Origin of the sequence: Variovorax sp. PBL-H6 (assembly GCF_901827155.1) — a bacterium.
GTDB lineage: Bacteria > Pseudomonadota > Gammaproteobacteria > Burkholderiales > Burkholderiaceae_C > Variovorax.
Window position 1 is genome coordinate 785,759 of sequence record NZ_LR594660.1, and the last position, 23,545, is coordinate 809,303.

Annotated in this window: 24 protein-coding genes and 1 tRNA gene; 5 read left to right on the top strand and 20 right to left on the bottom strand. The window is 62.7% G+C overall.

All coding sequences use genetic code 11. The features are described from left to right. Window positions 1-36 precede the first annotated feature (36 nt). The 4 genes from G3W89_RS32410 to G3W89_RS32425 all read right to left on the bottom strand — a co-directional run bounded on the left by G3W89_RS32410 (window position 37) and on the right by G3W89_RS32425 (window position 2,164). Window positions 37-678 (bottom strand): hypothetical protein, encoded by a 642-nt coding sequence (locus G3W89_RS32410; RefSeq protein ID WP_162570715.1) that lies wholly within the window; start codon window positions 676-678, stop codon window positions 37-39. Window positions 679-782: 104 nt separating this feature from the next. Beyond that, window positions 783-1,328, bottom strand: coding sequence for a hypothetical protein (locus tag G3W89_RS32415; RefSeq protein ID WP_162570714.1), 546 nt, complete (start codon window positions 1,326-1,328; stop codon window positions 783-785). Next, the gene (locus G3W89_RS32420) at window positions 1,325-1,750 is read right to left on the bottom strand and encodes a protein-export chaperone SecB (RefSeq protein WP_162570713.1); all 426 of its coding nucleotides are present in this window, start codon (window positions 1,748-1,750) and stop codon (window positions 1,325-1,327) included. The genes G3W89_RS32415 and G3W89_RS32420 overlap by 4 nt, the downstream gene beginning before the upstream one ends. A 51-nt stretch (window positions 1,751-1,801) precedes the next feature. Then, window positions 1,802-2,164 carry a hypothetical protein gene (locus G3W89_RS32425; protein ID WP_162570712.1) on the bottom strand — a complete coding sequence of 121 codons (363 nt, stop codon included), beginning with the start codon at window positions 2,162-2,164 and terminating at the stop codon, window positions 1,802-1,804. A gap of 123 nt (window positions 2,165-2,287) precedes the next feature. Here G3W89_RS32425 and G3W89_RS32430 point away from each other — a divergent pair, with 123 nt between their 5' ends. From G3W89_RS32430 to G3W89_RS32445, 4 genes are all read left to right on the top strand, one after another. Further along, on the top strand, window positions 2,288-3,811 hold the full coding sequence (locus G3W89_RS32430) for a GspE/PulE family protein (RefSeq protein ID WP_162570711.1): 1,524 nt from the start codon (window positions 2,288-2,290) through the stop codon (window positions 3,809-3,811). Further along, window positions 3,812-4,987: a type II secretion system F family protein gene (locus tag G3W89_RS32435; RefSeq protein ID WP_068673502.1), complete on the top strand. Its 1,176-nt coding sequence runs from the start codon at window positions 3,812-3,814 to the stop codon at window positions 4,985-4,987. Window positions 4,988-5,062: 75 nt separating this feature from the next. Further along, window positions 5,063-5,476, top strand: coding sequence for a hypothetical protein (locus G3W89_RS32440; RefSeq protein WP_068673504.1), 414 nt, complete (start codon window positions 5,063-5,065; stop codon window positions 5,474-5,476). A 23-nt stretch (window positions 5,477-5,499) separates the two neighbouring features. Continuing rightward, window positions 5,500-5,577, top strand: a tRNA-Met gene (locus tag G3W89_RS32445). A 376-nt stretch (window positions 5,578-5,953) separates the two neighbouring features. Here G3W89_RS32445 and G3W89_RS32450 read toward each other — a convergent pair. The 6 genes from G3W89_RS32450 to G3W89_RS32475 form a co-directional block, all read right to left on the bottom strand. Then, entirely contained in the window at window positions 5,954-6,397 is a 444-nt protein-coding gene (locus G3W89_RS32450) for a hypothetical protein (RefSeq protein WP_068673507.1), read from the bottom strand. Window positions 6,398-6,585: 188 nt separating this feature from the next. After that, complete coding sequence (locus tag G3W89_RS32455; protein WP_068673509.1) at window positions 6,586-7,068, bottom strand: hypothetical protein; 483 nt, start codon at window positions 7,066-7,068, stop codon at window positions 6,586-6,588. A gap of 10 nt (window positions 7,069-7,078) precedes the next feature. Then, a complete protein-coding gene (locus tag G3W89_RS32460) occupies window positions 7,079-8,089 on the bottom strand; it encodes a hypothetical protein (protein WP_068673511.1) in 1,011 nt (336 codons plus the stop codon). An 8-nt stretch (window positions 8,090-8,097) separates the two neighbouring features. Then, on the bottom strand, window positions 8,098-9,765 hold the full coding sequence (locus tag G3W89_RS32465) for a hypothetical protein (protein WP_068673513.1): 1,668 nt from the start codon (window positions 9,763-9,765) through the stop codon (window positions 8,098-8,100). Window positions 9,766-9,778: 13 nt separating this feature from the next. Further along, window positions 9,779-10,240, bottom strand: coding sequence for a hypothetical protein (locus G3W89_RS32470; protein ID WP_068673515.1), 462 nt, complete (start codon window positions 10,238-10,240; stop codon window positions 9,779-9,781). A 41-nt stretch (window positions 10,241-10,281) separates the two neighbouring features. Beyond that, window positions 10,282-11,751: a hypothetical protein gene (locus G3W89_RS32475; protein WP_068673517.1), complete on the bottom strand. Its 1,470-nt coding sequence runs from the start codon at window positions 11,749-11,751 to the stop codon at window positions 10,282-10,284. 187 nt (window positions 11,752-11,938) lie between these two features. Between G3W89_RS32475 and G3W89_RS32480 the strand changes: the two genes are divergently transcribed. After that, a complete protein-coding gene (locus G3W89_RS32480) occupies window positions 11,939-12,259 on the top strand; it encodes a hypothetical protein (RefSeq protein WP_068673519.1) in 321 nt (106 codons plus the stop codon). A 97-nt stretch (window positions 12,260-12,356) separates the two neighbouring features. On the opposite strand, the gene G3W89_RS32485 is transcribed toward G3W89_RS32480, so the two are convergent. From G3W89_RS32485 to G3W89_RS32530, 10 genes are all read right to left on the bottom strand, one after another. Further along, a complete protein-coding gene (locus G3W89_RS32485) occupies window positions 12,357-12,854 on the bottom strand; it encodes a dihydrofolate reductase (protein WP_068673521.1) in 498 nt (165 codons plus the stop codon). Window positions 12,855-12,983: 129 nt separating this feature from the next. After that, complete coding sequence (locus tag G3W89_RS32490) at window positions 12,984-14,012, bottom strand: hypothetical protein (RefSeq protein ID WP_068673523.1); 1,029 nt, start codon at window positions 14,010-14,012, stop codon at window positions 12,984-12,986. 37 nt (window positions 14,013-14,049) lie between these two features. Then, complete coding sequence (locus tag G3W89_RS32495) at window positions 14,050-15,015, bottom strand: type II secretion system protein (protein WP_232076910.1); 966 nt, start codon at window positions 15,013-15,015, stop codon at window positions 14,050-14,052. Beyond that, complete coding sequence (locus G3W89_RS32500) at window positions 15,008-16,090, bottom strand: type IV pilus twitching motility protein PilT (RefSeq protein WP_068673528.1); 1,083 nt, start codon at window positions 16,088-16,090, stop codon at window positions 15,008-15,010. Before G3W89_RS32500 ends, G3W89_RS32495 begins: the two co-directional genes overlap by 8 nt. A 12-nt stretch (window positions 16,091-16,102) precedes the next feature. Next, window positions 16,103-17,056: a hypothetical protein gene (locus G3W89_RS32505; RefSeq protein ID WP_068673530.1), complete on the bottom strand. Its 954-nt coding sequence runs from the start codon at window positions 17,054-17,056 to the stop codon at window positions 16,103-16,105. Between the two features lie 23 nt (window positions 17,057-17,079). Beyond that, window positions 17,080-17,682, bottom strand: coding sequence for a type II secretion system protein (locus tag G3W89_RS32510; protein ID WP_068673532.1), 603 nt, complete (start codon window positions 17,680-17,682; stop codon window positions 17,080-17,082). Between the two features lie 315 nt (window positions 17,683-17,997). After that, window positions 17,998-19,209, bottom strand: coding sequence for a type II secretion system F family protein (locus tag G3W89_RS32515; RefSeq protein ID WP_083944114.1), 1,212 nt, complete (start codon window positions 19,207-19,209; stop codon window positions 17,998-18,000). Between the two features lie 43 nt (window positions 19,210-19,252). Further along, complete coding sequence (locus G3W89_RS32520; RefSeq protein ID WP_162570708.1) at window positions 19,253-21,229, bottom strand: GspE/PulE family protein; 1,977 nt, start codon at window positions 21,227-21,229, stop codon at window positions 19,253-19,255. Window positions 21,230-21,245: 16 nt separating this feature from the next. Beyond that, window positions 21,246-21,779 (bottom strand): hypothetical protein, encoded by a 534-nt coding sequence (locus G3W89_RS32525; RefSeq protein ID WP_162577752.1) that lies wholly within the window; start codon window positions 21,777-21,779, stop codon window positions 21,246-21,248. Beyond that, on the bottom strand, window positions 21,712-23,448 hold the full coding sequence (locus tag G3W89_RS32530) for a hypothetical protein (protein ID WP_162577753.1): 1,737 nt from the start codon (window positions 23,446-23,448) through the stop codon (window positions 21,712-21,714). Before G3W89_RS32530 ends, G3W89_RS32525 begins: the two co-directional genes overlap by 68 nt. Between the last annotated feature and the right edge of the window lie 97 nt (window positions 23,449-23,545).

The window sequence follows — 23,545 nt, forward strand, 5'->3', positions numbered from 1 at the left end:
GCGGAGGACCCCTTCGCTTGCCTAGCGCTGGCTGGACTATTCGCCGATGAGATTGGCTTTTGCTCTATCTTTTTCTCTGGCCACGCTGTAGAGGTCCCGCACCCTTTTCCATTCCTCTTCAGCCGCGTCGCCGTAGTCGAGCGACTCATAAAGTCTCGCCACCTTGCTGCGCAACGTGGCTGCCTCCACCAAAGACGCGGTGCTGTCGTCTCGCCACTCAACGCCTCGGGCGGCTACCCGGTACGCACGCGCCGCTCGATAGGCTTCACCCGCACTCTCGAAGTAGTCGCCGGCCTTCAGCGCGTATTCAATAGACCGCTCGTCGTCTCTGACCGGTGAACCCGGCACGCACAGCACTTCCGCCGCCGCAACCCAAGCGTTTGCCAGACCTACCGTATCGTTGAGTCGCCGGAGCAGCTCCATAGCCTCTTCAAGCTTGCCAAGACGCAACTCCTCTGATGACTCTGCGTCGAACGCCAACAGCTCGGCTGCCCGGGCCTTGAGCTGCTCTCGGCTTGACCGCTTGAGTTCTTCAGCATGCTCGGCTCGGCGCTTCCACCAGGGCACAAACCACCTGCGGGCCGCGATGGCGACTACAACTACGGCGACAACTGCCTCCACTCCCTGCGCAGGCCCGCTCCAGTCTTCTAAGAAATGTCGGACGTCGTCAATGCCCATACAGACCCCCTCGGGTGGGATTGTGCGCCGTCAGCGGCAGGCAGAAAAGCGGTTACACAGCAGGCGCTCCAACAACCGCTTCGACGCGCGTGCTTGGTCCGCAGTCAGCGGCAGGACGCCGGGAACCCGCGGAGCAGTTGCTTCAGCTGGTGGGTGTCGAACACCACGGTCTGCTTCCCAAGGTCCCGGAAGGAAAGCGTCAATGAAACGCTCGGCTTGCTGGCAAGGTAGCGCGTGAACTCGACCGGATTCGGCGGGAAGATGTTCAGGCCGCTCCCCTTCTGCCATTCGGCGGCCTTGCCGTCGACTTCCACCGGAGTCGTCTTGACACCAGTCGTAGCCATACGCGAGTCGATGCGGGCATCGGGTGCGCCGGCGTTGCAGAGCAAGCCGAACGAGGGAACGTCGTACGAGGTTCCGTTGACGACCATGTCGCCCGTTGCTCGGCGTGTAGCCTCCAACACGGGGCCTTGCTGGCGAATTGTCCAGCCATCGAGCTGCTCTTCCTTGAGCTGCTCCGGGAGCGGACCCTCTACGATGTCGCCCCCGCTCTTGAGGAACGCCAGCTCCTCCGGAACTTTATCCTGAATGCTGACGAAGGCCATCAAGCCGAAGGCCAGCGCGACGAAAATCCAGAGTATTGCGTTCATTCGCCGGTTTTCTTGCGGGCAAGCGCCAGCAGTTGGTCGCCCGACAGGGGCGGCAGGGTGATGGGGCCGTAACCTGTCTGCATGGTGGCAGTGGAGATGGCGGCGCGGATGTTTCCGATGAGCAGGCCTGGAATCTGCCGCTCGAGCATGGCAGCGAGCTCTTCGTCGGTGAGGTTTGCGTGCGCAACGATGGCTTCCAGGGCGGCGCCGGCCTCGAAGCAAAGAACGCCTTCTTCATTGGTGGCCTCGACCGTCACCGACAACTCCACGCGATGGTGACCCGGGTGCTCCAGCGCCTCCGAGGTGAGCTCGACACTGACGGCGTTGCTCACCTGGCTCTTGTTCTCATAGGGGCGAACGTGCGCGGTCGCATACAGCGCCTGTACGTACTGAGCAACGATGTTGCAGGTCTTGTCTTGCACGGTGAGTCCTTCTGGTTCGATTGAGGTCGTTCGAACCTTTAGCCTACGGGTTTAGCCGGCGTGCACTTCGGCGGCATCCTGCGCTTTGAGCTCACGAATGGACGCGTGGCTGGCGTTGCGAGCAATGCGTAGGAGCATCCCGGCGACCTCCTCCCCCTTGTTCGACAGGGCGAAGAAGCTCTCCTTGCCATGACGGTCGGTACCCCAGTCGGCCAGGCCGTGGGCAGACAGGCGCATCGCGAGGTCCGGCTGAGTTTTCAGCTCCTTCAGCACCTGTCGCTTCAGCAGGCCGAACTCCCCTGCGTCCAACAGGACGAGCATGAAGCGCTTCTCGTCGTCAGTCATCCAGTCCAGCTCATGCGGAACCTTGGTCTGGCGAAGGATGCCAAGGTTGTCGAGCTCTACGTTTTCCATGGGGCTGCGCCTCAAATTCAGTGTGGTGTGTGTTCTTTTTAGCCTTTGGGTTTTAAACGCGGTCCCGTTTAAAGATTTAAACGCTGGACTTATACGCTCCACATGGATACGAGCGCATCATCAATGAACGACACGCCCCCTGCCCCAGCACCCGCGAAACGAACCGGCTTCGGTGAATACCTGATTCAGAAGGGGTACATCACCCAGCAGGTTCTGCATGCCGCCAAAGCAGAGCAAGCAATCACGCAGGAGCGCCTGGGGCTCATCCTGTGCCGGGGTGGCTTCATTTCGCGAGCCACGCTCCTCGAGACGATTCTTGCCACCAATCCCGACATGATTCACGGGGAGTCGCTCTTTACCGCGCGAATCCCGGCCGACGTGCTGATGGGCACGCGCACAATGGTGGTCGCTGAAGCGGCGGGCAAGGTCTACCTGGCTACTCTCGAGTCCGAGCGCCAGGCGGCGGCAGAAATAAAGCCCTACTACCCCGAAGCTGAGCTCGTCTTCGTTGCGGCGGACTTCGAGAAGGTCGACTCCTACCTCGAGCAGGTGCGCGCCATGGAGCAGGACGACGACTCTCTTGTTGACAAGATTCTGCGGCGCGCCTTCGCTGACGGCGTCTCCGACTTGCACATCGTGCCGCGGTATGACTCCTACACCATCTTCAGCCGGTACCTCGGTCGCCGGGCGCACACCCACGAGGGCACGCTCGACGAGTACAACACCCTCTCTGCGCGAATCAAGGACCTTTCCCGCATGGACTTGGCCGAGCGGCGCGTCCCGCAGGATGGGGGCTTTCAGATGGAATACAACGGGAAGCTGGTCGACCTCCGGGTCTCGGCAATCCCGACCGGCAACAGCGAGTACATCGTCATCCGGTTGCTGGACCCTGACCGCGTGCAGCCTTCGCTGGACGGCCTGGGTGTCACCCGCATTTCGGAATGGCGCAAGGGCGTGTCCCGCCCGGACGGCCTGTGCCTCATCGCCGGCCCCACGGGCTCGGGCAAGACCTCGACACTGAACGCCTCCATCCGCGAGATGGACCGTTTTGGCAGCTCCATCTTCACCATGGAAGACCCTGTCGAGTACCGTATCCCGTACGTTGGCCAGGTCAACAAGAACGAAACCCTCGGCCTGGACTTCTCGCGCGGTATCCGCGCCTTCATGCGGTCTGACCCGGACGTCATCGTGGTAGGTGAAATCCGGGACGCGGAAACCGCCCGGAATGCCATCAAGGCCGGCGAAACGGGCCACCTGGTGCTGGGCACCCTGCACACGGGCTCCATCTTCGGCGTGGTCGCGCGTCTACGGGACCTGGAGGTGCCTCAGCACGAACTGCTGTACCTGCTGCGCTCCATCCTTGTGCAGCGCCTCATTCGGACTACCTGCGTGCACTGCAAGGGCGACGGGTGCCCTGCCTGCTACCACAGTGGGTATGGCGGCCGGACCGTGATTTCTGAGAGTGCCTACTTCTCGACTGAAGAAGACGTGAAGAAGCTGCTCGCCGGCGAGCGCTCATGGCCGACGATGCTCGAAGATGCCATCCTGAAGTGCCAGCAAGGCATCACGACCCGCAAGGAAGTAATCCGCGTTTTCGGTGAAGAAGCGCTGATGCTCTTCGAGAAGCTGGACAAGGGAGAAGCATAAATGCCAGTCTTCGAAGGGCGCGTAAAGCTCAAGAACAACTCAGTCAAGCGGGTTGAGCTCCAGGCCCGTACGGCCGAGGAGGCGCGGCACCATCTGGGCAAGATGGGTCGCATTGTCACGGTCAAGAAGAAGGTCGGCATGGACCTCGGCCGCGGCCTCACGGTCGCTGACCGCCAAATCTTCTTTAGCCGCCTGGCAGCCATGCTGAGTTCGCGCGTGGGTACCTCCGCAGCGCTGGCCCTGCTTCGCGATACGTTCAAGGGCCGCATTCAGGAGGTCTCTGCCCGCCTGCTTGCCCAGGTGGAAGCCGGCAAGGACCTCTCGGACGCCATGGAAGCTGTCGGCGCACCAGATTTCCCAGAAGCTACTGTGGCGCTCATCAAGGCTGGCGCTCGCTCAGGCGAGACCTGGCGCGCGCTGCGCGACGCTGCCGAGTTTGAGCGCGAGCTCGTGAAGGTCAAGAAGGGTGCGGCCAAGGGCCTGGCGACCGGCATCTTCTCATTCGTCTTCGCGGGCGTCATCACGGTCGTGAGTACGCTCTACGTCGGGCCAAAAATCATGGGGTCCGACCTAATCAAGGCCGCGGGTGATTCCGTGAACATCGACTTCATCAACACCACGGCCTTTGTGGTCGGCTGCATCATGGCCGTGCTGATGGTCATAGGATTGTTCTTCTTTCTGCTTGCAGCCGTGGGCCGGCAAATCAGTCCCGTCCACGCAGACCGCTTCATCCTTAAGATTCCGTACTACAAGGACCTTATCCTTGCCAAGAACAACTTCATAGTTCTGTACGGGCTGAGCTTGCTCGTGAAGTCCGGGGTACGCACCGAAGAAGCGCTGCGCCTCTCTGCTGTAGGTGCTCCTAAGGGCGCTTTGCGCACCGACCTGATGAACGCGACTACCGCGGTAAAAACGGGGCGCAGTTGGCCCCAGGTGATGACCACATTTCATCCGACCGACAAGGCATCCCTAATGAGCGCATCGGACCGAGAACAAGTGGCCGGAACACTGGGCACGCTAGCAAATCAGTATCGTGAGCTATACGCACAGCGGCTAGCGTCGTTCGTGCCAATGCTGAACCTCATCGCTGCCCTCTTCATGTGTATTGCCGGAGGCATTCTGTTCGGCCAAGCAATCCTTCCAATGCTTATGGCCTCCGGCGGAGTATTCGGCTAAACGCGTTCCTATACGTGCAAGCAGCATCAACCCTCAAGCAACACAAGCAACCGAACCAGGTTTGGAGTCTTCAATATGTTCTCGCTCATCGTCACAATCCTAGCCATTGCTCTAGTGGCAGTGCTTGCCGTTGCCACCCTCCTCTATCTGAAGGATGCGGGCAAAGGTAGCTCGGCAGCCGCCCAAAGTGCGCGGTACCTTCAAGAGGGCAGCCAATTGGTCGGCGCACTCGAACTCTACAAGCTTCACAACGATGGCCAGATGCCCACCGGCGATGAGCAGCAAATCAAGGACACACTGCTTCAAGACGGCAAGTACCTGAAGGCATGGCCGCAGGAGTCGTGGAGGTTCTCGACCGACTACGCCTTCCGTGCCGAGGTGTCCAGCGAAGCTTGCGCAGCCGTCAACAAAAAGCTCGGGATTGAAGGCGTCCCGCAGTGCAGCGATACGGCCTATGAGGCCAAGTCTGTCTGCTGTGCTATCGACTGAAGCGCAGTCCCATCAAAGCTTACCGCGGAATGGAGAAGGCTGGCCATCTCGCCTGGCTCATTACCAGGAGACCGTAGGTTCGAATCCTACTTCCGCTACCAACTGCAAAGCGGCACGCATCGCGTGCCGCTTTCTCTTTGCGCTCGTGCCGCTGTCGCAAGGCTTGAAACACCCCTTTGCATGGCAACGTCGGGGGGGCATAAGCCAGAGGCCTTCTGAGTTGTATTGTTCTTCCTCAACGCTGGGCTTGGCCGCGAACTGCGGCGACCGGCGCGCTACCGGGCCGGTAAACGACCCGCGCGACCAGCACTATGGACATGCATAGGAGAATGCGGCCTAGCTGGCCTGCTAGTGACCGACGAGAGTCTGCAGGGTTCCCGGGACGTCAGGTGGTGTGTCAGGAGGACGCAAACGAGAAAGCGGCCCAAGGGGCCGCTTCTGTGCGCTGTACGTGTGCGGGGCATGCCCCGCATGCGATTACAGCTTGTAGGTGATGGTGTACACCGGAGTTGCAGCGCCGTCGCCCTTGCAGAAGAAGGCCTTGGCTGCTTCTTCGGCTGCGTCGGCCGGGCCGGCTTCCGGCAGGCCTGCCTTCACGTTGATGGCGTCGCACACCTTCTTGCTGGGCACGACCGAGGTTGCGAGAGTCATGTCGGCCGACGCCCAGGTGCCGGGGACTTGCGCCAGGTATGCCGGTGCTAGGTCGTCGATGGTGGCCGGGGCAGCCACGAGCGTGCCGGCTTCGACGTCGGTCTTGGCCAGTTGCGAAGCGCCATTCAGCTGCTGGCCTTCGTTGATGAACTGCGAGGCCTTGGCTTCAGCGGCACCCTTGTTAAAGGCGGTACCGCCGTAGTAGATGGTGGCGAGAGCCAGAGCAGCGACCAGAGCGATGGAGATGATGGTGATGATGAGGGAGAACATGGTGTCGAATCCTTGATGGAGTGGAAAATTCACCAGCCGGTCGGTTGACGCACATGCGTCACTCGCAGCCTGCTGATACTCCGTATAGAAAGTCGACTAAGAAACGAATATCAGTTTTTATATGGTTGAGGCCTATTTGCGTACAGCCCCAATCGGATTGAAAAGGCCCGCTAGTGCGGGCCGTTGTCTTAAGATTTGGGCAACGCCTTTGGAGGCATCAACTTCGACCCGGAGGCCGCGGGTCCCGGGTTCGCGGCCGCTGCAGCCGCGTCAGGCTTCGCCTTTGCCGCTTCTCTCATGGCCTGCGGACGGGCCACGGTCAAGCTCATCCCAGGGCGCGCACAGGCCTCTCCCATGCAGAACGACTTCATCTCGAGCTTGCACACGGTGGCTGCCAGCGTGGCGCGCTCCAACTGCTCCTTCGGGGCGTCGGAGAGTTCTTCGAAGATGATGATGTCATCGCCTTTCATGGCGACATCCCTGTAGCCCAGGCTGCGTAGAGTGCCCGCGCACGACTGTAGGTCGACGACTGCTCCGCTATAGGTCGGCGCGGGGCGTGCCTGGCTCGGGGTCACCGCAAAATAGGAGGTCAGCGCCCATGCGAACACGCCGATGGCGATGAACGTCGAGCCAGCCGCGGTGTTGAACTTGCGTTTTTGTTCTGGAGACATGTATCGGTCCTTATTGCCCGGCGGGAGTCGTAGGGGGAGCGGGAGGCGGCGTAAGGTCTGGAGCTGGCGGCGCCACCTGCGGCGGGGGCGGCGCACCGACGGGCGCAGCCTGCGTCATCCGGGCGTCCCGAATATCAAGCGCCTTCCATCGCTTGTCGGCGTACTCCACCTTTGCAACGTACGAGTTCGGCTGCAAGGACTGCAGGCGCGGCCAGCGCGAGATTGGCAGGTCGTCATAGTTCACGCGGCTCACGGCGGAGGCTACCGGTGCGTCGTACGGCTGGTATCGCGTCACCATGGAGCCCACCAGGGCAAAGAAGCCGGTCACGAAGAACACGGCGCCCAGCACCAGAAAACGAGTTCGCTGGTTCAGGGCAGGCGACATGCGCTCGCGCGGCGCCAGCCAGGCGGTCGGTTCCTTCGTGGACGATTCCGGCAGAAGAATGGCCGACAGTCCCGTGGCCTGGCGCTCCACTTCGACGAGGCGCGTGCCCGTGCGGATGGTCACCTTCGCCGGCTCGTCCGCGCGATAGGGGCCGAGGCTGTCGAAGTACTTGATGATTTGCGGCAGGTAGGCGACGCCGTCGCCGCCTTCGTGCACTTCGTAGGCGTAGCCGTCCCCGAGCTTGAAGGCGTCGTAGAAAGCCATGGCCGGCTGGTCGAAGTGCTTTTCCGCCACGCCGAGCGCGTACTCGCGGGCGTCACGCTCGCGGACCTCCGGCAGGTAGCCGATGAGGATTCGAATGGGAGCCGAGCGCAGCACGGTCGTTGGCTCGCCCGGGGACGCGGCGGTCGGGTCTTCGCTCACGGCGGACTTCATGCGGCTGCCGAAGAAGCGCTTCCTCGGCTTCATGACCGGCAGCGCGTCTGCGGCCTGGGCGGTCGCCTCCTCTGCGATGGGCTCCAGGGCCTGGCTCACCGGCTGCTCTCCCGTGGGGAGGAAGTCGCTCTCGCGCCACTCCTCATCGAACGAAGGCTCCGAAGGTTGCTTCGGGGCGGGGGATTCTTGGAGGTTGTTCATCTGCGTCCTTACTCCGCCTTGCCCGCGTTCAGGCGGCCGCCGGCCTTGCGCTTCTCGGCGGCGGTCGGGTTGGCCTTGCCGGGCGCGAGCTCGAGGTAGTCCTCCATGCCAGGCTCCGACTCCTCGACGAGCTGGCCGATGCGAACCACGCTCGAGCGCACGACGATGAACATGCTCTGGCGGTCCAGCTTCAGGGTCTGCGATTCAGCCTTGGTGCCCTGCAGGAACAGGGGTGAGCCGAAGCTGTTCGAAATAGAGTCGTAGGCCAGGCCGCCGACGACCACGGTCTGGCCGGGGCGCATGCGCAGGATATCGTTGAAGCTGCGTTCCGCCGTCGTCGGCTGGGTCAGCTTGCCGAGCTGGTTGCCCGCGGACAGCTCGTTGAAGGCAATCACGGCCTTGATGGCAAGCTTCATGTCCACCGTCACCGTGTTGGCAGCCGAGTCATAGGTCGGCGTCATTTCGACGGTGATGCCGTCGTCAGCCTTCTCCGTCTGCGTCGAGCCCAGCGCGGTGTTGTTGTTCGCGCCGGTCGATTGCGTCACGCCGATTTCCTTCACGTAGGGAATCTGGGTGAGCGACTTGAACTCGACCTTGTTGCCGGCCACCGTCTTCAGCAGGACGTTCTGCTTGGTCTCGGCGTTGCCGTACGTTTGCAGGAAGTTGAACATCCCGGAGAAGTTGAAGCGCTGCGTGAAGATGAGGCCTTGCAGAGCGCCGCCAGCGAAGCCTGCCTGGGACACTGCGCCTGCGATGCTGCCCACAGCGTTGGCTGCATCGGCGACGGCGTTGCCGGTCGTGCCCGTCGTGCCCGTCGTGCCGGTCGCTCCGGTCGTGCCGTTGGTCCCGGTTGTGCCGGTTTGTCCGTTGATGCCGGTGCCGGTCGTGGGCTGGTTCAGGTTGAGCGCTTTCTGCCAGGCCTGGATATCCTGGACGTTGCCGCCAGTCAGTGCCGCCAGCTGGAGCTTCTCCCAGTCCACGCCCTGCTTGGCGTTCTGGTTCAGGGTCACGTTCACCACCGCCACCTGCAGCGTCACGAAGGCCGAGTTGTCCGTCATGCGGCCGAGGTAGTGGCGAACCTTGCGGTACTGCGAAGGGGTGACGTCCAGCGAGGCCATGCCGGCTTGCCACGTAACCGCACGCTCCTTGATGCCAATGGCGTCCAGGCCTTTGACCAGCACCTCACCGAAGGTGTTGTCCTGGGGGACGCTCACGGCGATGCGCTCGGTGCTCGAGACAAGGACGGCGCCTTCGTTCCAGGTGAACCAGACATCCGTTGCGCGACCGATGGCGCTCAGCAGCTGGCCGAGGGTGCCGTTGAAGCGCGGCATGTAGAAGCTCTTGCCGGCGGCCTGTTCATCCGAAATCAGAATGGGAACGCCCATCTCGCCCAGCACGGCGACCACGTCCTTGACGGTTGCACCCGGCTCGAGGCTCAGCTGCACCTTGCGGTTCTTGACTTCAGGCGGGAGGGAGAACGGCGTCATGATGACGATGGACGCCTTCCCCTCCTTCACCACCGGTGCCGCGTCCCAGCCCTCCGAGATGGACATGGCCTGCTCCGCCTTCAGCGAGGTATTCGGAAGGTCCTCAGGAAAATCCTTGGGGGTGATGGTGGAGCAGCCCGCCAGCATGACGGCTGCGGCCACGGCGACGAGTCGCAGGGTCTTGTTCATTTTCAAGGGTTCCTTATTTCTTCGGGGCAGGCTTGCCGACGCTGGACGGCAGGTCGCGCGGAGTGGGCGCCGCGGGCATCGGAACCGGAGCCCCGACGGTCGCGGCGGGAGCGCCAACCTGCGCGGCCGGGTTGGAGACTCTGCGGATGAGTTCCTTGTCAGCGGCCTTCTCGAACACGTACGTGTTGGTGCCGCGGTAGATGCGCAGGCCGTTTACCGTGCCGACTCGACTTGCGTCCACTTCTTCTTCAATGGTGGGTTTGGAAAGCACGATGGGCATTGCCGGCGCAGCCGGTACGGGTGCCTGAACGACGCCCGGCGTGGCCAGCGGCATTCCCGGTTGCGACTGCTCCACCACGGGGGCCGGCTGCGCGGGCTCCACGGGGCGCGCGAAGGGATTTGGTGCGGACTGTGCGAGCGCAACGCCGGAGGCGGTGGCCAGCAGCGCCGCGACGGCAAGGTGAAGTTTTTTCATCGGTAGAGAGGGGCGAGGTTCATAGTTCTAGGCACAGGCGTTTAAACCTCGGCCGGCGGCGCAGGCGGCTTTTCTCTCGGCGTAGCTGGCTTGAGCACGCTGCCCAGCAGGTCCCCCTTCGAGATGGCGGTCCCTGCGACGGTCGCGGCGTTTGTAGAAGCCGATGGCGTGAAGAGCGTCCCGGAGATGGCAACGTCGTACATGCTGTCCTCCTTCGGGAGCTGCGTCATGTACTCCTCAGGCACGTCGATGATGATGACGCCCTTGAACTCCAGCTTGCCTGCCTTGACGTTCCACAGCGCCTCCTTGACCTCAAGCTTCGTACTCTCGTGCTTGCGCACGAGCCAACCCTTTTCGTCCAGGGCCTTCAAGAGTGCCAGGGTGAATGGCTGGAGGCGGCTGCGCTCCTTCGGATTGGGGGCAAGTGCGCCGCGCACTTCCTGTGGCAGCTTCGCGAGCACGGTGTCGCGCAGCTTGATTTCAAGCATGTAGACGCGGTTCTTCACTTTCCAGGCGACGGCCTGCACGCCCTTGGGCAAGCCGCGGCTCTGGAACGAGAGTTGCGGAAGCGCCTGGAGGAAGCCCTCCAGGATGAGGTCCGGCAACTCGAGCTTCTCCAGGGTCTGGGTCTTCTGCTCGGTCAGGGCTTCAGCCTGGGCGCCATCGGCTGCATCCAGGATTTCGCGCGCTTGCCGGTAGATGGCAGGGTCGCCGTTGACATCAGGAATCTGGCGCGGGCGGCTGTGGAACTTGACGGCCATCATCACCGCATTGCGGTCAGCTTCCGGCAGGGCCCACCACGAGGTCAGCGTACCGAGGATGCGGGAGGCCTCGCGGTCATGGTCCTTGATGGCCGTCCAGGTATCGCCACGCTTCACGTACGCCTCAATTTTCCCGAGCTCGTGGGCTGCTGCGACCACTGCCGACAGGCCAGGGTACCGGCGATGGGTCAATGCCTTGGAGGCAAGGTTGAGGGCGTGCTCGAGAAGGCTGACCCTCACGCCTTCTCCGGGGTATGCGTCAGGGTGCGCCGAAAGCGTCCCGAGGACGTCGCCGAGCAGCACACGCTCTTTTTCCGTCATGCGCGACAGCGCCGAGTCGTCGTCGGCGCCCAAGTCCAATTCATCGCGCGGCCAGGTCTTGGGCAGCGGGAGCTCGCCGCGGGTGATAGTGACCTCGCGGAAGGAGCCCGAACCCGCTTCCCGCTCTGCCCGTTCCTTGCTCTGGCGCGCCGCCTGCGTCCATACCAGGCCCAGGCCAACAGCTCCGAACATGGCAGACCCCAACAGGATGGGAGCGGTCCAGTATGCGAGCACCGAGATTTGCACCCGCCAGGCCCCCATGATGGAGATTTCCGCCGGGACCTTCAGGTTGATGAAGGGCAGGAGCTTCTGCAGGGCGACCAAGGCCTTGTAGTTCGTCTCTGGCGAGGCCAGGGTCCACCAGACGGTGGAGAAGAGGAACCAGAACAGCAGGACGACGATGAAACTTTTAAGGAGCTTGGGGCGCATAGGTGGTGTCGGGGCTTAAAGGCGGCATCACCGTATAGCTGAATCGTTTATGTGCAGCGGTGCCTACACGTCCGAGCGATACCACTAGCCGCTTGACTGATACTGACAGTGCTCGTATAATTCGTAACACTGACAGAATTCGACTGTCACTCGTTTTAGGCCCAACCCCAACCGCCGAAGGAATCACATGACTGCAGCAGCCACCACCAAGCAACAGCCGAAAACCACGTACTTCTACAAACTGTTCCGCGTCAAGCGCAGCGACGGCCGCGTGACCACGGTTTCCCTGAACCCCCTCCTGGTCACCCAGGCCTGCCGTGCGGTTCCTGGTGGTTTGCCTTCCGTGAACAAGCTGGTGCGCGAGGCTGCCGCCCGCTTCGAAACCGGCATGTACAAGAACTGCTCCGGGTACGTGAGCAAGCAGTTGACCGCTGCTGTCGAAGTGGCGCTGGTCGAACGCCGCTCCAATCGAGTCGCCAACGATGCCATGAACGCCGTGGCCGCCTGAGCTCTAGCTCCCGCCTCGAACGCCGCCCTCGGGCGGCGTTTTGCATTTCCAGGACGCAAAAAAGCACCCGGACGTCAATCCGGGCGCTTAAGCAGGGTCAGCGGGGGTTGCGCTGCCGTCGATAGGTCTCGAAGACCAGGTTCAAGCTGCCGTCCTTGACCGCGACTTGAGCATCGAGCTGAAACACACTCGCGTCTATAGGAGGGCCGAATGCATCGGCATCTATAACGTTTGTGTCGACTTGTGTGACGTAAAGCGTATCCGCAACCCGAATCGCTCGCTCGTACAACGCCTGGCCACCGATGACGAAGACCTTGGCGGGGCGGGAGGTACCCGCCAGCGCAAGCGCGTCTTCGAGGCTGCTGCAGGCGAAGCCGCCTTCGTGCTGGAGCGGTTTGCTGGTGACCACGATGTTCAGCCGGCCTGGCAAGGGGTGCATCGGCAGCGACTCCCACGTCTTGCGCCCCATGATGACCGGGTATCCGCCGGTCAGGTCCTTGAAGTGCTTGAGGTCGGCCGGCGCGCGCCACGGCAGCGTGCCGGCTTTACCGATGGCTCGACTTCGGGCTTGCGCCCAGATGAGGCAGAGTTCCATGATTCCTTCGAGTGTCTGACGGGCTTTGGGTGCCCCGTGTAGGAATCAGCGACGCCGCACTCATAAGACAACGCCCGTTAGGGTTTTCGCAACGGGCGAGAGCAGTGTCGGCGAGCGATGTACGAGCGCTTACTGGAGGGCGACCGACGGCATGGTCTTGTTGGCGTTCGTCGTGTTCATCAAGCCGGCCGGCAGCGGGGGCGGCGGCAGCGTCGCGGCCTTGTTGGCCGGAATGGACGGCGGCAGCGCGGTCACGTTGGACCCGGGATTGAAGGAAGCACCGCCCACCGGCATGCCCGCACCCAGTAGCACGGGGTCCTTCTTGGCGTCGGACACCACGAAGCGGCCGATGGTCTGGTCGTGAACCTTGAGCGTGCGGCCGCCGACGTTGGCGCTCTGCGTGTTGATGACCTTCACCGGGCCTGCGGGGCTCATCTCGCCGTCAGCGATGGTAGCCACGTTCCCGCGGATGTCGAGCACGACCGAGTTCTTGCCACCGACCGAGATGACCGACAGCAAGGTTGCCGGAGGAATCGCCGCGGCCTGGGCGGCTTGAATCTCCGCTGCGCGACGCGCAGCAGCTTCGGCCTCTGCCTTTTCCTTGGCGAGCGCCTTTGCCGACTTCTTGACCGGCTTTGGCTCGCCAGATTGCTCCTGTGCCGAAGGCTTGGGCTGCGGCTTCATGGACTGCTCGACATCCCGCAGCTGGAGTTCTTCCTTTTTGGTCTGCGTCAATGCCTGAGCGGCTTCCACACCCTTGCGAATCGGGACGTTTTTGATTTCTGCTTCCGTGCTCGTCTGCTTCAACCGCTCTTCCAGCAGCTGGGAGCGGTAGCGCGCTACCTCGAGCTCACGCTGCAGCTGCTCGGTCGACAGCGGCTTGCCGTTGAACGGATTGACGAAGCTGCCAGCTTGGTCCGAGGAGGTGCCCGGCAATGCCACGGGGGCTTGCGAAGGCACTGCACCCAACGTGGCCACCGCGCCCGCGGTCAACGAGGACAGGGTCGGGGCTGCTGGCGCCACCGCAACTGCCGAAGCAGGGGTTGCAGCGGGCGCCGCGATGGCGGCGGGCGCATCGGGGGCCTTCGCAGGCGCCTGAGCGAACGCTACCGAGGACAAGCCAGCCAGGGCCAGGGCGAGGATGAGAGGTTTGGTCATGAGATTTTCCGTTTGCTCGCAGCTATAGCGAATGGGTTTAGTAATTGCCGACTGCCACGCGGGTCACGTAGAGGTCTACGCCAGCCGGCGCAGGGACCCGGGCCGCCAGGATTGCCGTGTAAGGCAAGATGCCCGTACCTGTCGTGGCGGGTGAGCGAACGCGCTGGCTGCCGAGCTGCTCGTCGTAGTTCGCGACGATGATGTTGTTGTTGCGCTCCCACGCGGTGAAGGCGTCACTGGCGCTCACGCCGATGTTTGCCAGTAGCGCGTCCGCGTTCGCCCAGCCGCCTTCCGTGCTGGCGACAGCGCTCGAGGCGTCATACCGCTGGCTGAAGTAGTCGCGCGTGATGTCGCGGTCCGCATAGGACAGGAAGCGCATGCTGAAGTACGCTTCATAAGATGTGGCGACGCGAGACATCCGGCGCAGCGTTTCTTTCAGCTTCGGGTACTGCACGTCGTAGCCAGAGACGGTGATGCCGACATCGTCGCCGCTGTAGTTCATCAAACCATCCGCAGCCATCCGCGTGCCCGGCGCCAAAAGGCTGTCCGAGCCCGCGGAGACGATGGAGATGTTGCGGTAGTAGAGCGTTGTGCCATCCACGGGCTTCTGGAGTTGTCCGGAGACGAATACGCACCATGCGTTTCCGTAGCCGTCTTTCGCGGCCTGGGCCCCTGCGTCGCTGATGAGCGTATTGAGCTGGCGGAATGCGCTTGATTGCAGATTACAGTTGCCGGCGCCGTCGATGGTGCTGGTCACCAGGCCGAAGAACTGGCCGGCCGGGAGCGTCTCGGCTTCGTACGCACGCGTCTCGTACACGGCCTGAAGGCCCTGTCGAATGTCCTGCATACGGCGGTCGTTGTCGATGTTCTGCTTCAAGCCGAGCCAGGGGCCCACGGCTCCGATGACCATGAACGAGACGATGGTGATGACCGAAAGCGCGATGAGCACCTCGGGGAGCGAGAAGCCTCGCTGGCGACGGGCGCCGAGGGTTGACTTAAGCAAGGCCAAGCTCCTTTCGAAGGTTTGCGGGGTCGTAGGAGGCGTATAGCGCCTCATCTGCCGTGATGACCCCCGACCGAACGAAGTTGCGCAGCGTCGTGTTCAGGAGCACCTGGCCGAACGAGGAGCCGGTGTCCATGTGGTTGAAGATGGCGGACGTCTTGCCATCTCGGATGGCAGTCTTGATGTCGGGCGTGCAAATCATCAGCTCGGCGGCAAGCACACGGCCCTTCCCGTCCGCACGGGGAACGAGGGTCTGGGTCACGCAGCCAAGCAACGCCTGGGAGAGCACCATGTGGGCCCAGTCGCGGCGCTCGGCGCCGAACTCACTGGTGAGCCGCTCCACACTTTGGCGTGCCGAGTTGGTGTGAAGCGAGCCGAGCACCAGGTGGCCCGTGGTCGCTGCCGCCAGCGCGGTCTTGATGGTCTCAAAGTCACGCAGCTCACCGATGAGCAGAATGTCGGGGTCTTCGCGCAGGGCAGCGCGCAAGCCGTTGGAGAACGAATTGGTGTCGCGGCCAATCTGGCGCTGGTCGACGAGGCAGGACTCCGAGGTGAGAAGGTACTCCACCGGGTCTTCCAGCGTGATGATGTGGGCGGACTTTGACTCGTTCAGGAAGTCGACGGTCGATGCGAGCGTGGTGGTCTTGCCCGAGCCGGTGGCGCCCGTCACGAGCAGCAGCCCCTTCGATTGCGTAAGCAGGCGCTTCATGTAGCCGTCGGGCAGGCCAAGCTGCGCCAACGGCGGTGCCTTGTCCGGCAGGCGTCGCATTGCGACCGCCAGGCGGCGACCGTTGGTCAGATACAGGTTGCATCGGAAGCGGAACTGGCCAACCTTGATGGCGAAGTCGAGGTCCCCTGCTTTCTCCTCCAAAACACTCTGGATGTTTTCGGCGGGAACGCCGATATGCTGCTGGTGCTTCTTCAGCAGCGTCTGCATCTGGTCCCGCGTCACCTTGGACGATTCGGAGCGCACCACCTCGCCCTGGAGACGAACCCACATGGGGTCTCCTTCCTTCAGGATGATGTCGGTAACCTGCGGCTCGGCGGCGGCTTGCTGAATGAGTTCGGAGAGCATCAGAGGGGTGGTTTAGATTTGCTGGATGGCACGCATGGTCACGTAGCCCCCAAAGGGGTTGGGCGCGCGGAACACCATCGTGAAAGGCGGTTCGCTGGTCTCGCTGTCCTGCCAACTCGAGGCTTCGATGGGTGCTCCCCATCCGGACACGAGCTCATCTGAGGCCAAGCCGAGGACCAGAGGGAGATTGGTCTGGGGCACCCACGTGCTGCCGACCAGGGACACCAGCGGGCGGTACGTGTCGAGGCACTGAAGCTCGTTGATTGCTCGCAAGCTCGGGTTCGCAAGGTCAATGCTCTCGTCGGTCAGGCAGGGATTTCCGGCCACGCCCGGGCCCGACGGACCGAAAGGCGTGCGGAAGTAGTTGACCGAGATGTTCTTCTCGGCGTCCTGCAGCATGCGTGCCTTGAAGAAGGCCTGCGCCTTCAGGGCCACACGCTCCAGGCGGCGCTGCGTCTCCAGTAGGGCCGCCCGATGGATGTCGCGGGAGTCCATCGTGATGAACTGCCGGGGGCTGCACGGCAGCGACTCGTCTGTGCATGACTTGAATTCGCCAGTCGCGGCGAAGCTCGCCAGGTCGGGAGGATTCGTCTCGTCCGTCTCGCTTGGATAGAAGAGCACAATACGCCGGTAGAGCAACCCCGACTCGCCAGGCAGTAGGTTCGACATGGCGCCACTCAGCCCGTGCCGTACGGGGATGTTGGCGCCTGCGAAGATGTCTCCGAACGTGACGCCGTTTCCGGCCGACGGATTGTCCAGCTCGGTCGCGTGCTGCTGGTACAGGCCCATGACCTGGGTCTTGTACTGCTCGAGCAGGGCCTGCATCTTGGCGGGGCGTCGATTGGCTTCCTCGCGAGTAAGCAGGCCGGAGTAGCCCAGAACGATGGACAGGGCCACCACGCTCGCCATCAAGACGAACACGAGCAGGCCGAAGCCCTCTTGGCGCACGGGCCGCAGCCTGCTCATGATGGCGTCCTTCCCGGCTTGGATTAGCGGGTTTCGTCGAACAGGATGTCGAACGTGCCCGGGGTGTCCGAGGACAGGTTCACGTCGGTGCGGCACTTGTCCGTGGAAAAGTCGCCCTTCGATTCCGGGTTGCCGTTGCACTCGTTCAGGCCTTGGCGCACGACGTCGACCGGAACGTTCGAGAAGCGCACGTAGTAGCGCTTCCACGTGGTCCCGCTGATGACGACCGATTCGGGCGCATCAGGGAACGATGCAGTGACTTCAGAGCCAAGCTTGTCGAACTTGATGGCGCCCGTGGTGGTATCCGTCGGGTACTTGGCCATGTAGGCACTCGTCCAGTTGGTACCGAAGGTGCGCGCGCAGTAGTTGTTCGCGGGAACCGCGGCGGCGACGGGGTCGAACAGAGCCTTTGCGTTCTTGACGTAGCAGCCGGTGTCGAGCTTCAGCTTGATGTTGGCTTCGCCAATCTGCTTGCCCAGGTTCAGCATGGCCTGTGCCTTCGTGCGCGCGCCGTCGAATGCGCTGGCCGCAAGCAAGGCCATGATGGTGAGAATCGTAAGCACGACCAGCGCTTCGATGAGGGAGAAGCCGCGCTGGCGCAGCGAACGATTGCGGGGGGTTTTCATGGAGGGTAATCCTTAGACCGATGTAGGCCTGTGGTGTAGGGAAGAACTTTTATGCATCCGCAATCACGGGCTATCAGGCCCGCACGCTGGAGCACCTTTGCACTCGCCTCGCGCTCTCACGCAGGACTCGCACCTGACGTCTAGCAACCACGCCTCAGAAATCAGGGCAAGCTGGCCGCTTTTTTGCAATAGCTGCTCGAAACACGCCCTCATGCGCAGCGCACGGACAAAGGCCCCAACGAGGGGCCTTGACAAAGCTCACGATAAGGCGCGGGATGTCTACTTGACAGTGCTATTAGGCTGAAACCTATGGCGTTATAGGTTCGACATTACCGAGGCCATCATGGGATAGTAGGTCATCACAAAGACCAGCAGCAGGCCCAAGCCGACGAACAACACCGACAGCAACTTGACGTTTTCTTGCAGCAGGTCGGTCATCACTCGAACGTCTTCCTCGAGGTTCTTGGCCATCTCTGTCATGCCCTGCACGATGGAGCCCGAGGACACTGCGGCCTTGATACCGTTCATGACGACCGGCGGGAACCCCGCATTGGTCACGGCGTCGTCCAGCGGCCGGCCCGCGTCGATGAGCTTGCCCATCTTGTGAAAGGCGCGCTTGGAGTCCAGACGCTTTGCCGAGTCGCCAACGATGACCGCCGCCTCTTTCGCAGGAATCGCCGCGTCATAGAGCAGCACGAAGCTGTTCCAAAGTGCGGCGTGGTCCGACTTCACGGATAGCGTACGCAGCGACTCGATGCGGTCGAGCATGTCCTTGAAGGTCTGCGACCTCAGGAAGTATGCGATGCCTGCGAAGGCGCCGAAGTACAAGCACGACGAGATAACCGTCGTGGTCGTGTGTCGGGGCAGCCCACCATTGAACAACTTCACGAATTCAAAGTAGTTGGCGATGAAGGGCGAGAAGCTCAACCGCAGTCCGGTCTGCTTCAGGAAGGTCAACGTCATCGGGGCCATGAATACGATGGCAGCCCAGATGAAGAGAACCATGAAGACCGCCATCACCTTCGGGATGCGGAACGTCGAGCTCACCGAGCGACGGATGGCATCCGTGCGCTGGATTTCCTCGCCTAGCGAGATGAAGGACGTGGCCGCCTTGCCCGCCTCGGCGGTCGACTTGATGGAAAGGCAATCCCGGCGGGGAAACCCGGCGGCCAGCATTGCCTGGTGCTCGGACTGACCGTCAATCATCGCCTGCCGCATAATCATCACGGCCTGACGCAGGCGCGGGTCGCTCACATAGTCGATGGCCGACTCAAGGCCATCGCCCAACGATTTGCCGTTCTGGATGCGGCGGCCCAGCGTGATGTAGAAGCGGGCAAGCTCCTGGGTGTCGAACTCTTTGCTGAAGACGCCCTTGATGGTGCCTCCAGCGTTGAGCGTCACGCGCAGTGGCTTGAAGCCAGCCCGCTTGAGACGAGCGTAAGCGAGCGGCTTGCTGGCTGCGTGCACCATCCCGTTGAGGACCATCCCCCGCCCGTTCTTAGCCGTGTAGTTGTATGCGCGTTCCATTGAGTCGAAAGCCGATGTGTTGGTTGACGTCTAGCGCTGTGGCTTAAACGCTCTTGTTGGCAACGCGTTCGAGTTCCTCGCGACTGGTGATGCCCTGGGCAACGAGCCCCAGGCCGCAGGCCCACATCGACTTGCTCTCAGGAAGGCCCGCCCGCGCCACAGCGGTGGGCGTTGCGCCCTGCTCTACCAGCTCACGCACCGCTGGGGACATTTCGAGAAGCTCATAGACCATCCGGCGCCCACGGAATCCGGTGAAGTTGCAGTGAGGGCAGCCCCGGCCGGCGCGGCGAGGATTCTTCGCCATGTTCCCGAGGTAGCTCGCGTCTGCCAGCAGTTCGTGCGTTTCGACCGTGTCGTCGGGCACGGCGCAGGCGTCGCACAGCGTCTGGACCAGCCGCTGCGCCAGGATGCCCAGCAAGGAGGCGCCCAGCAGATTCGAGTCGACCTGCAGTGCCTTCAGGCGCGCCAGAGCCGACACCGCGCTGTTCGTGTGCAGCGTGGCGAACACCAAGTGGCCAGTATTGGCCGCATCCATACAGATGGATGCGACTTCCTTGTCCCGGACTTCGCCCACCAGAATCACGTCGGGCGCGTTCCGAAGGAGCGCCTTGAGCCAGACGTTGTACTCGTCCCCTTCGTTCGATGCGTCCTTGCGCACTTCGAATTGCAGCCAGAGCCCGTGCTTGTACTCAATTGGGTTTTCGATGGACTGGATGCTGCGCTCGACGGCATCGATGTCCTTTAGCAGCGCGTAGAGGGAGGTGGTCTTCCCTGAGCCGGTCGGGCCCGTCACCAGGAAGAATCCTGTGGCTGTGCGGGACACGCGAGACAGCGCCTTGCGGGTTTGGTCGTCGAAGGGCAGCCGAGACAGGTCCGTGGCGGCGGAGTTCTTGTCAAGAATCCGGATGACGGCACTGTTGATGCCGCGGGACTGGGCAAGCTCCAGGCGGAAGCCGAAGCGCGATGCGATGTCGTGGTGTTCCTTCTTGTCCTCGTCGGTGAACTCGACGACGGTTTCCTTCGGACGCAGCCGCAGCTCTTCCGCCTTGGTGTTGTCCTGGACCATCTTGGTCAGCAACCGCTTGTACATCGAGATGTCGATGGTGCGAAATATTTGGCCGACACCGTTCACCTTCAGGCGCACGATGCCCACGTGTTCCGACTGGTACAGGTAGAGGTCGGAGGCACCGGAATAGCACGCATGGCGCAGCAACGAGAAGTAGATGGTGCGAATCAACCCAAGGGTCGAGTCGTCTTCGTCCTGACGCCGCGAGAGGGCGCTCTTCTCTGTGTACTCCTTGACCGCCAGGTCGAAGGCCTCAGCCGTGTTTGCGAAGAACTTCAGATAGACGTTCTGGATGGTGTGCTCGCTGGCCACCACCACCTCTGCGCGAGACTCCTGGTAGAAGGAGTTCAGTGCAGCGTTGACAGTGTCGGCGTCGGGGACAGCGACCATCAGCGTACCGTCCGGCCGGCGACCGACCGGGACGAACTTCTTGAAGTCCGTCAATTCGAGGCCAGCGAGGTCCTCTGCCTTGATGTCGTCGACCTTCTCGGCACCGAAGTACTCGAAGCCTGTCTGCAGGCTCACGGCCTCGGCCACGCGCTCCCCGGTGAGAAAGCCGAAGTCGCGCATGATTTGCGCTAGGGACTCCTTGGTTTCGCTCGCGCGGTTGAGCGCGATGTCGACGTGCGACTGCTTGACACCCATGCCCAGCAGAATCTTCTCCAGCGACTTCTTGGAGAAGATTTCGTCCGTGCGTGGCGCATGTTGGGGGCGCAATGCCACCGCACGGCCAGTCTCGAGCGCCGGTAGGGGCAGCACTTGTGCGGTGTTCACGACCACGGGTTCAGCGGAGAGAACCGTGCGCGCGGGAGCCTCCTCGCGCGACGAGGCCGGAGGCACGACGTGCTCGGGCTCCCGGGGGCGCGAGGCGGCGTGCGCCGGCCTGGCGGGGGAGAGTACGGACGTCTTGCTGCGCGAGCCGGAGAGGAAGTCGAAGGGAGAGGGTTTTGCCATGGTTTCTGGTTTCGGCTCAGGGAGCGGGGGTCAGGTCGCCGTAGACGCGAAGCCCGAGTTCGTAGGCCTGGTCCTGGACCTTCAGGTGCACGACGCTCAGCGGATGTGCCTGCATGTCCTTGATGTAGCGCAGCAGGCCCAGGTAGTCCGAGTAGGTGCCGCGAATATTGACCCGCATGCTCTGCACCTTGGTGCCAGGAATGACTTCGGTGAGCGTGTCCAGCGGCGACATGCTGCCGCTCGCGGCAAACTTGCCCGGCGCGACGGACGCCACAGTGACTGCGTGAGGCAGCCGACGGTTGTAGACGTCAAGCATCACCGCGGTGACCGCGTCCTGGAGCGACTTAGAAGACGTGTCGGGCGTGAGTTGACTGCTGAGCTCCTGATGGGCGCGCTCGGCTTCCTTCGCGGCGCGTTGCACGGATGCGAGGCGCGTTTTTGCGGACTCGGCCTCCTGCGACCACTGCTTGACGTAGTAGCCGCTAGTCGCTGCGATAGCGACCAGCGCTACCAACAGGAGTTTCGCAGTTGACTGTGACTTGGATGACATTGACACCTCCGCTCACCCCGGGCATTGTTTTCGTGCACTCTTCTGGAGGGGTGAGCTTCAGAAGCTGTTGAATCTCTTCGTTTCGCAGTTCGCTGAGCGCGCTGGGCTTGTTGTTCACGAAGCCGCCAGTGGTCAGGGGCATCGACACCACATAGGTTTCGCGCGCAGCGGTCGCATCGACCACCAAGGTGGAGCGAGGAGCCCAAATCGCAGCTGCACGTTCTGAGAGACGAGCAATATCTAGCGACTGGCTTTTGCCAAAACTGACCAGTGAGCTTGCAATCAGCGTCTGGTTCTTTCGGTCGAAGGCATCTGCCTTCTTCTGAGAAAACGAAATGGACGACTTCGTACTGGCCAAGCCGGTCTTGAGCACCGCGGCATAACCGGCGGTACCGATGGCCGCAGCGGCAGCGACCATGACGGCGCCATTCAAGAGCGAACTGACAGAGATGCCGTTCCACTCGGCCTCAGCCGGGTAGAGCTGGAGCTCGCCAGACTGCGCGACCAGGTCCGCATTGGAGAGCTGGACCGTCTGCGAATCCGGGCTCAGGCCGCGTGCCGACTGGAACTGCGCCAGGGTGAAGGCCAGGTTCGTAGGATTGAACGTGACCTGAGGCGCGCTGAACTCGCCGTCCACGCTGCGGTAGTAGAGGATTGCAACCTTGCGGCCGCTCTCCGCATCTTCCAGCAGGATGAAGACGATGTGGGCGCCCTTCGGCACCTCGCGGCGAACCATCGCACGCTCCACCAGCAGCAGGCCTGGGCCGACGCGCATGGACAGCTCTTCCAGCCGCTCCACCGATGTCGCGTAGATGGCCCCCAGTTGCTTGGCAGCGTTAATGATGCGCACCGACTCGCCAACGCCTTCGGAGAGCGCCAGGTCGCTGCCCTGCCGGTAGGTCGTCTTCGGGCCCACCGCGAAGCGGACGTCCTGTGCGGTGAGGCTTGCCGCTTCCTTCACGTCGCCTTCAGGCACATCGAGCAGGCCTTGCGCCGAGACATGGAAGCACGCGCGGGTGCCGTCCTCACGTGCGAGTACCAGGTGGAAGGCGCCCCTTGATTGGCGGACCTTTCGGGGCGCTTGGGGCTGTTTGGCGGGCTTTGCCGGCTTGCCGGCGCTGTCGCCCTTCTCTGCCGACCTTTCGGCTTTCGCAGGGGCGCCACCCTCAGAGCTCGAGGAGGCCTTTGGAGGCTTGGCCCCGCCGGCCTTCTTGCCGCCGAAACCAAAAAACGACTTTTTAGTTGCGCCTGGTAGAGCCGCGGCCACCGTCGCCGGTTCCTTCTTGTTGGCGAAGCGCGCCTGAAGGCTCGTACGCGCAGCGGATTGCGCCACCTCAGAATCAGTTCGGTCTGCGCCCCTTTCCGAGGGAGCCGCGGGTGCCTGAGGCGCAGCGTCCGGTTGACGCGCCTCCTCGGCCACCACCGGCGGTTCTGCTTCGAACGTTTCGTCGACGGGCTTCCGAGCCGCTGCGGCCTTCAACTTCAGGCCTAGGCCCGCAGGCTTCGTGGGCTCCTCAAAGGCCGGGCCAGGCGAGCTCGTCGGCTTGGTGTCCGTGAACGGCACATCCAGCGCAGGCTCGACGCGCACGGAGGCGTCCACCACCTCCTTCGGGTTGCGAATGAAGAGCCCCCGGCTGCCGTCGTCCGAGCCGCGCAGCGGCACGAGCACCTCAGAAACGCTCTCCGCACCGTCGGCGGTCTTCGACTTGGCGACGAAGAGCGAGAAGTCCTTGTCCGGCGGACGGACCGCCTTCAGCCCCTCCGGC

Excerpts from the sequence above, each read along its gene's own strand:
- G3W89_RS32410 (WP_162570715.1), bottom strand. The coding sequence starts at position 678 with ATGGGCATTGACGACGTCCGACATTTCTTAGAAGACTGGAGCGGGCCT.
- G3W89_RS32415 (WP_162570714.1), bottom strand. The coding sequence starts at position 1,328 with ATGAACGCAATACTCTGGATTTTCGTCGCGCTGGCCTTCGGCTTGATG.
- G3W89_RS32425 (WP_162570712.1), bottom strand. The coding sequence starts at position 2,164 with ATGGAAAACGTAGAGCTCGACAACCTTGGCATCCTTCGCCAGACCAAG.
- G3W89_RS32430 (WP_162570711.1), top strand. The coding sequence starts at position 2,288 with ATGAACGACACGCCCCCTGCCCCAGCACCCGCGAAACGAACCGGCTTC.
- G3W89_RS32435 (WP_068673502.1), top strand. The coding sequence starts at position 3,812 with ATGCCAGTCTTCGAAGGGCGCGTAAAGCTCAAGAACAACTCAGTCAAG.
- G3W89_RS32440 (WP_068673504.1), top strand. The coding sequence starts at position 5,063 with ATGTTCTCGCTCATCGTCACAATCCTAGCCATTGCTCTAGTGGCAGTG.
- G3W89_RS32450 (WP_068673507.1), bottom strand. The coding sequence starts at position 6,397 with ATGTTCTCCCTCATCATCACCATCATCTCCATCGCTCTGGTCGCTGCT.
- G3W89_RS32455 (WP_068673509.1), bottom strand. The coding sequence starts at position 7,068 with ATGTCTCCAGAACAAAAACGCAAGTTCAACACCGCGGCTGGCTCGACG.
- G3W89_RS32460 (WP_068673511.1), bottom strand. The coding sequence starts at position 8,089 with ATGAACAACCTCCAAGAATCCCCCGCCCCGAAGCAACCTTCGGAGCCT.
- G3W89_RS32465 (WP_068673513.1), bottom strand. The coding sequence starts at position 9,765 with ATGAACAAGACCCTGCGACTCGTCGCCGTGGCCGCAGCCGTCATGCTG.
- G3W89_RS32470 (WP_068673515.1), bottom strand. The coding sequence starts at position 10,240 with ATGAAAAAACTTCACCTTGCCGTCGCGGCGCTGCTGGCCACCGCCTCC.
- G3W89_RS32475 (WP_068673517.1), bottom strand. The coding sequence starts at position 11,751 with ATGCGCCCCAAGCTCCTTAAAAGTTTCATCGTCGTCCTGCTGTTCTGG.
- G3W89_RS32480 (WP_068673519.1), top strand. The coding sequence starts at position 11,939 with ATGACTGCAGCAGCCACCACCAAGCAACAGCCGAAAACCACGTACTTC.
- G3W89_RS32485 (WP_068673521.1), bottom strand. The coding sequence starts at position 12,854 with ATGGAACTCTGCCTCATCTGGGCGCAAGCCCGAAGTCGAGCCATCGGT.
- G3W89_RS32490 (WP_068673523.1), bottom strand. The coding sequence starts at position 14,012 with ATGACCAAACCTCTCATCCTCGCCCTGGCCCTGGCTGGCTTGTCCTCG.
- G3W89_RS32500 (WP_068673528.1), bottom strand. The coding sequence starts at position 16,090 with ATGCTCTCCGAACTCATTCAGCAAGCCGCCGCCGAGCCGCAGGTTACC.
- G3W89_RS32505 (WP_068673530.1), bottom strand. The coding sequence starts at position 17,056 with ATGAGCAGGCTGCGGCCCGTGCGCCAAGAGGGCTTCGGCCTGCTCGTG.
- G3W89_RS32510 (WP_068673532.1), bottom strand. The coding sequence starts at position 17,682 with ATGAAAACCCCCCGCAATCGTTCGCTGCGCCAGCGCGGCTTCTCCCTC.
- G3W89_RS32515 (WP_083944114.1), bottom strand. The coding sequence starts at position 19,209 with ATGGAACGCGCATACAACTACACGGCTAAGAACGGGCGGGGGATGGTC.
- G3W89_RS32520 (WP_162570708.1), bottom strand. The coding sequence starts at position 21,229 with ATGGCAAAACCCTCTCCCTTCGACTTCCTCTCCGGCTCGCGCAGCAAG.
- G3W89_RS32525 (WP_162577752.1), bottom strand. The coding sequence starts at position 21,779 with ATGTCATCCAAGTCACAGTCAACTGCGAAACTCCTGTTGGTAGCGCTG.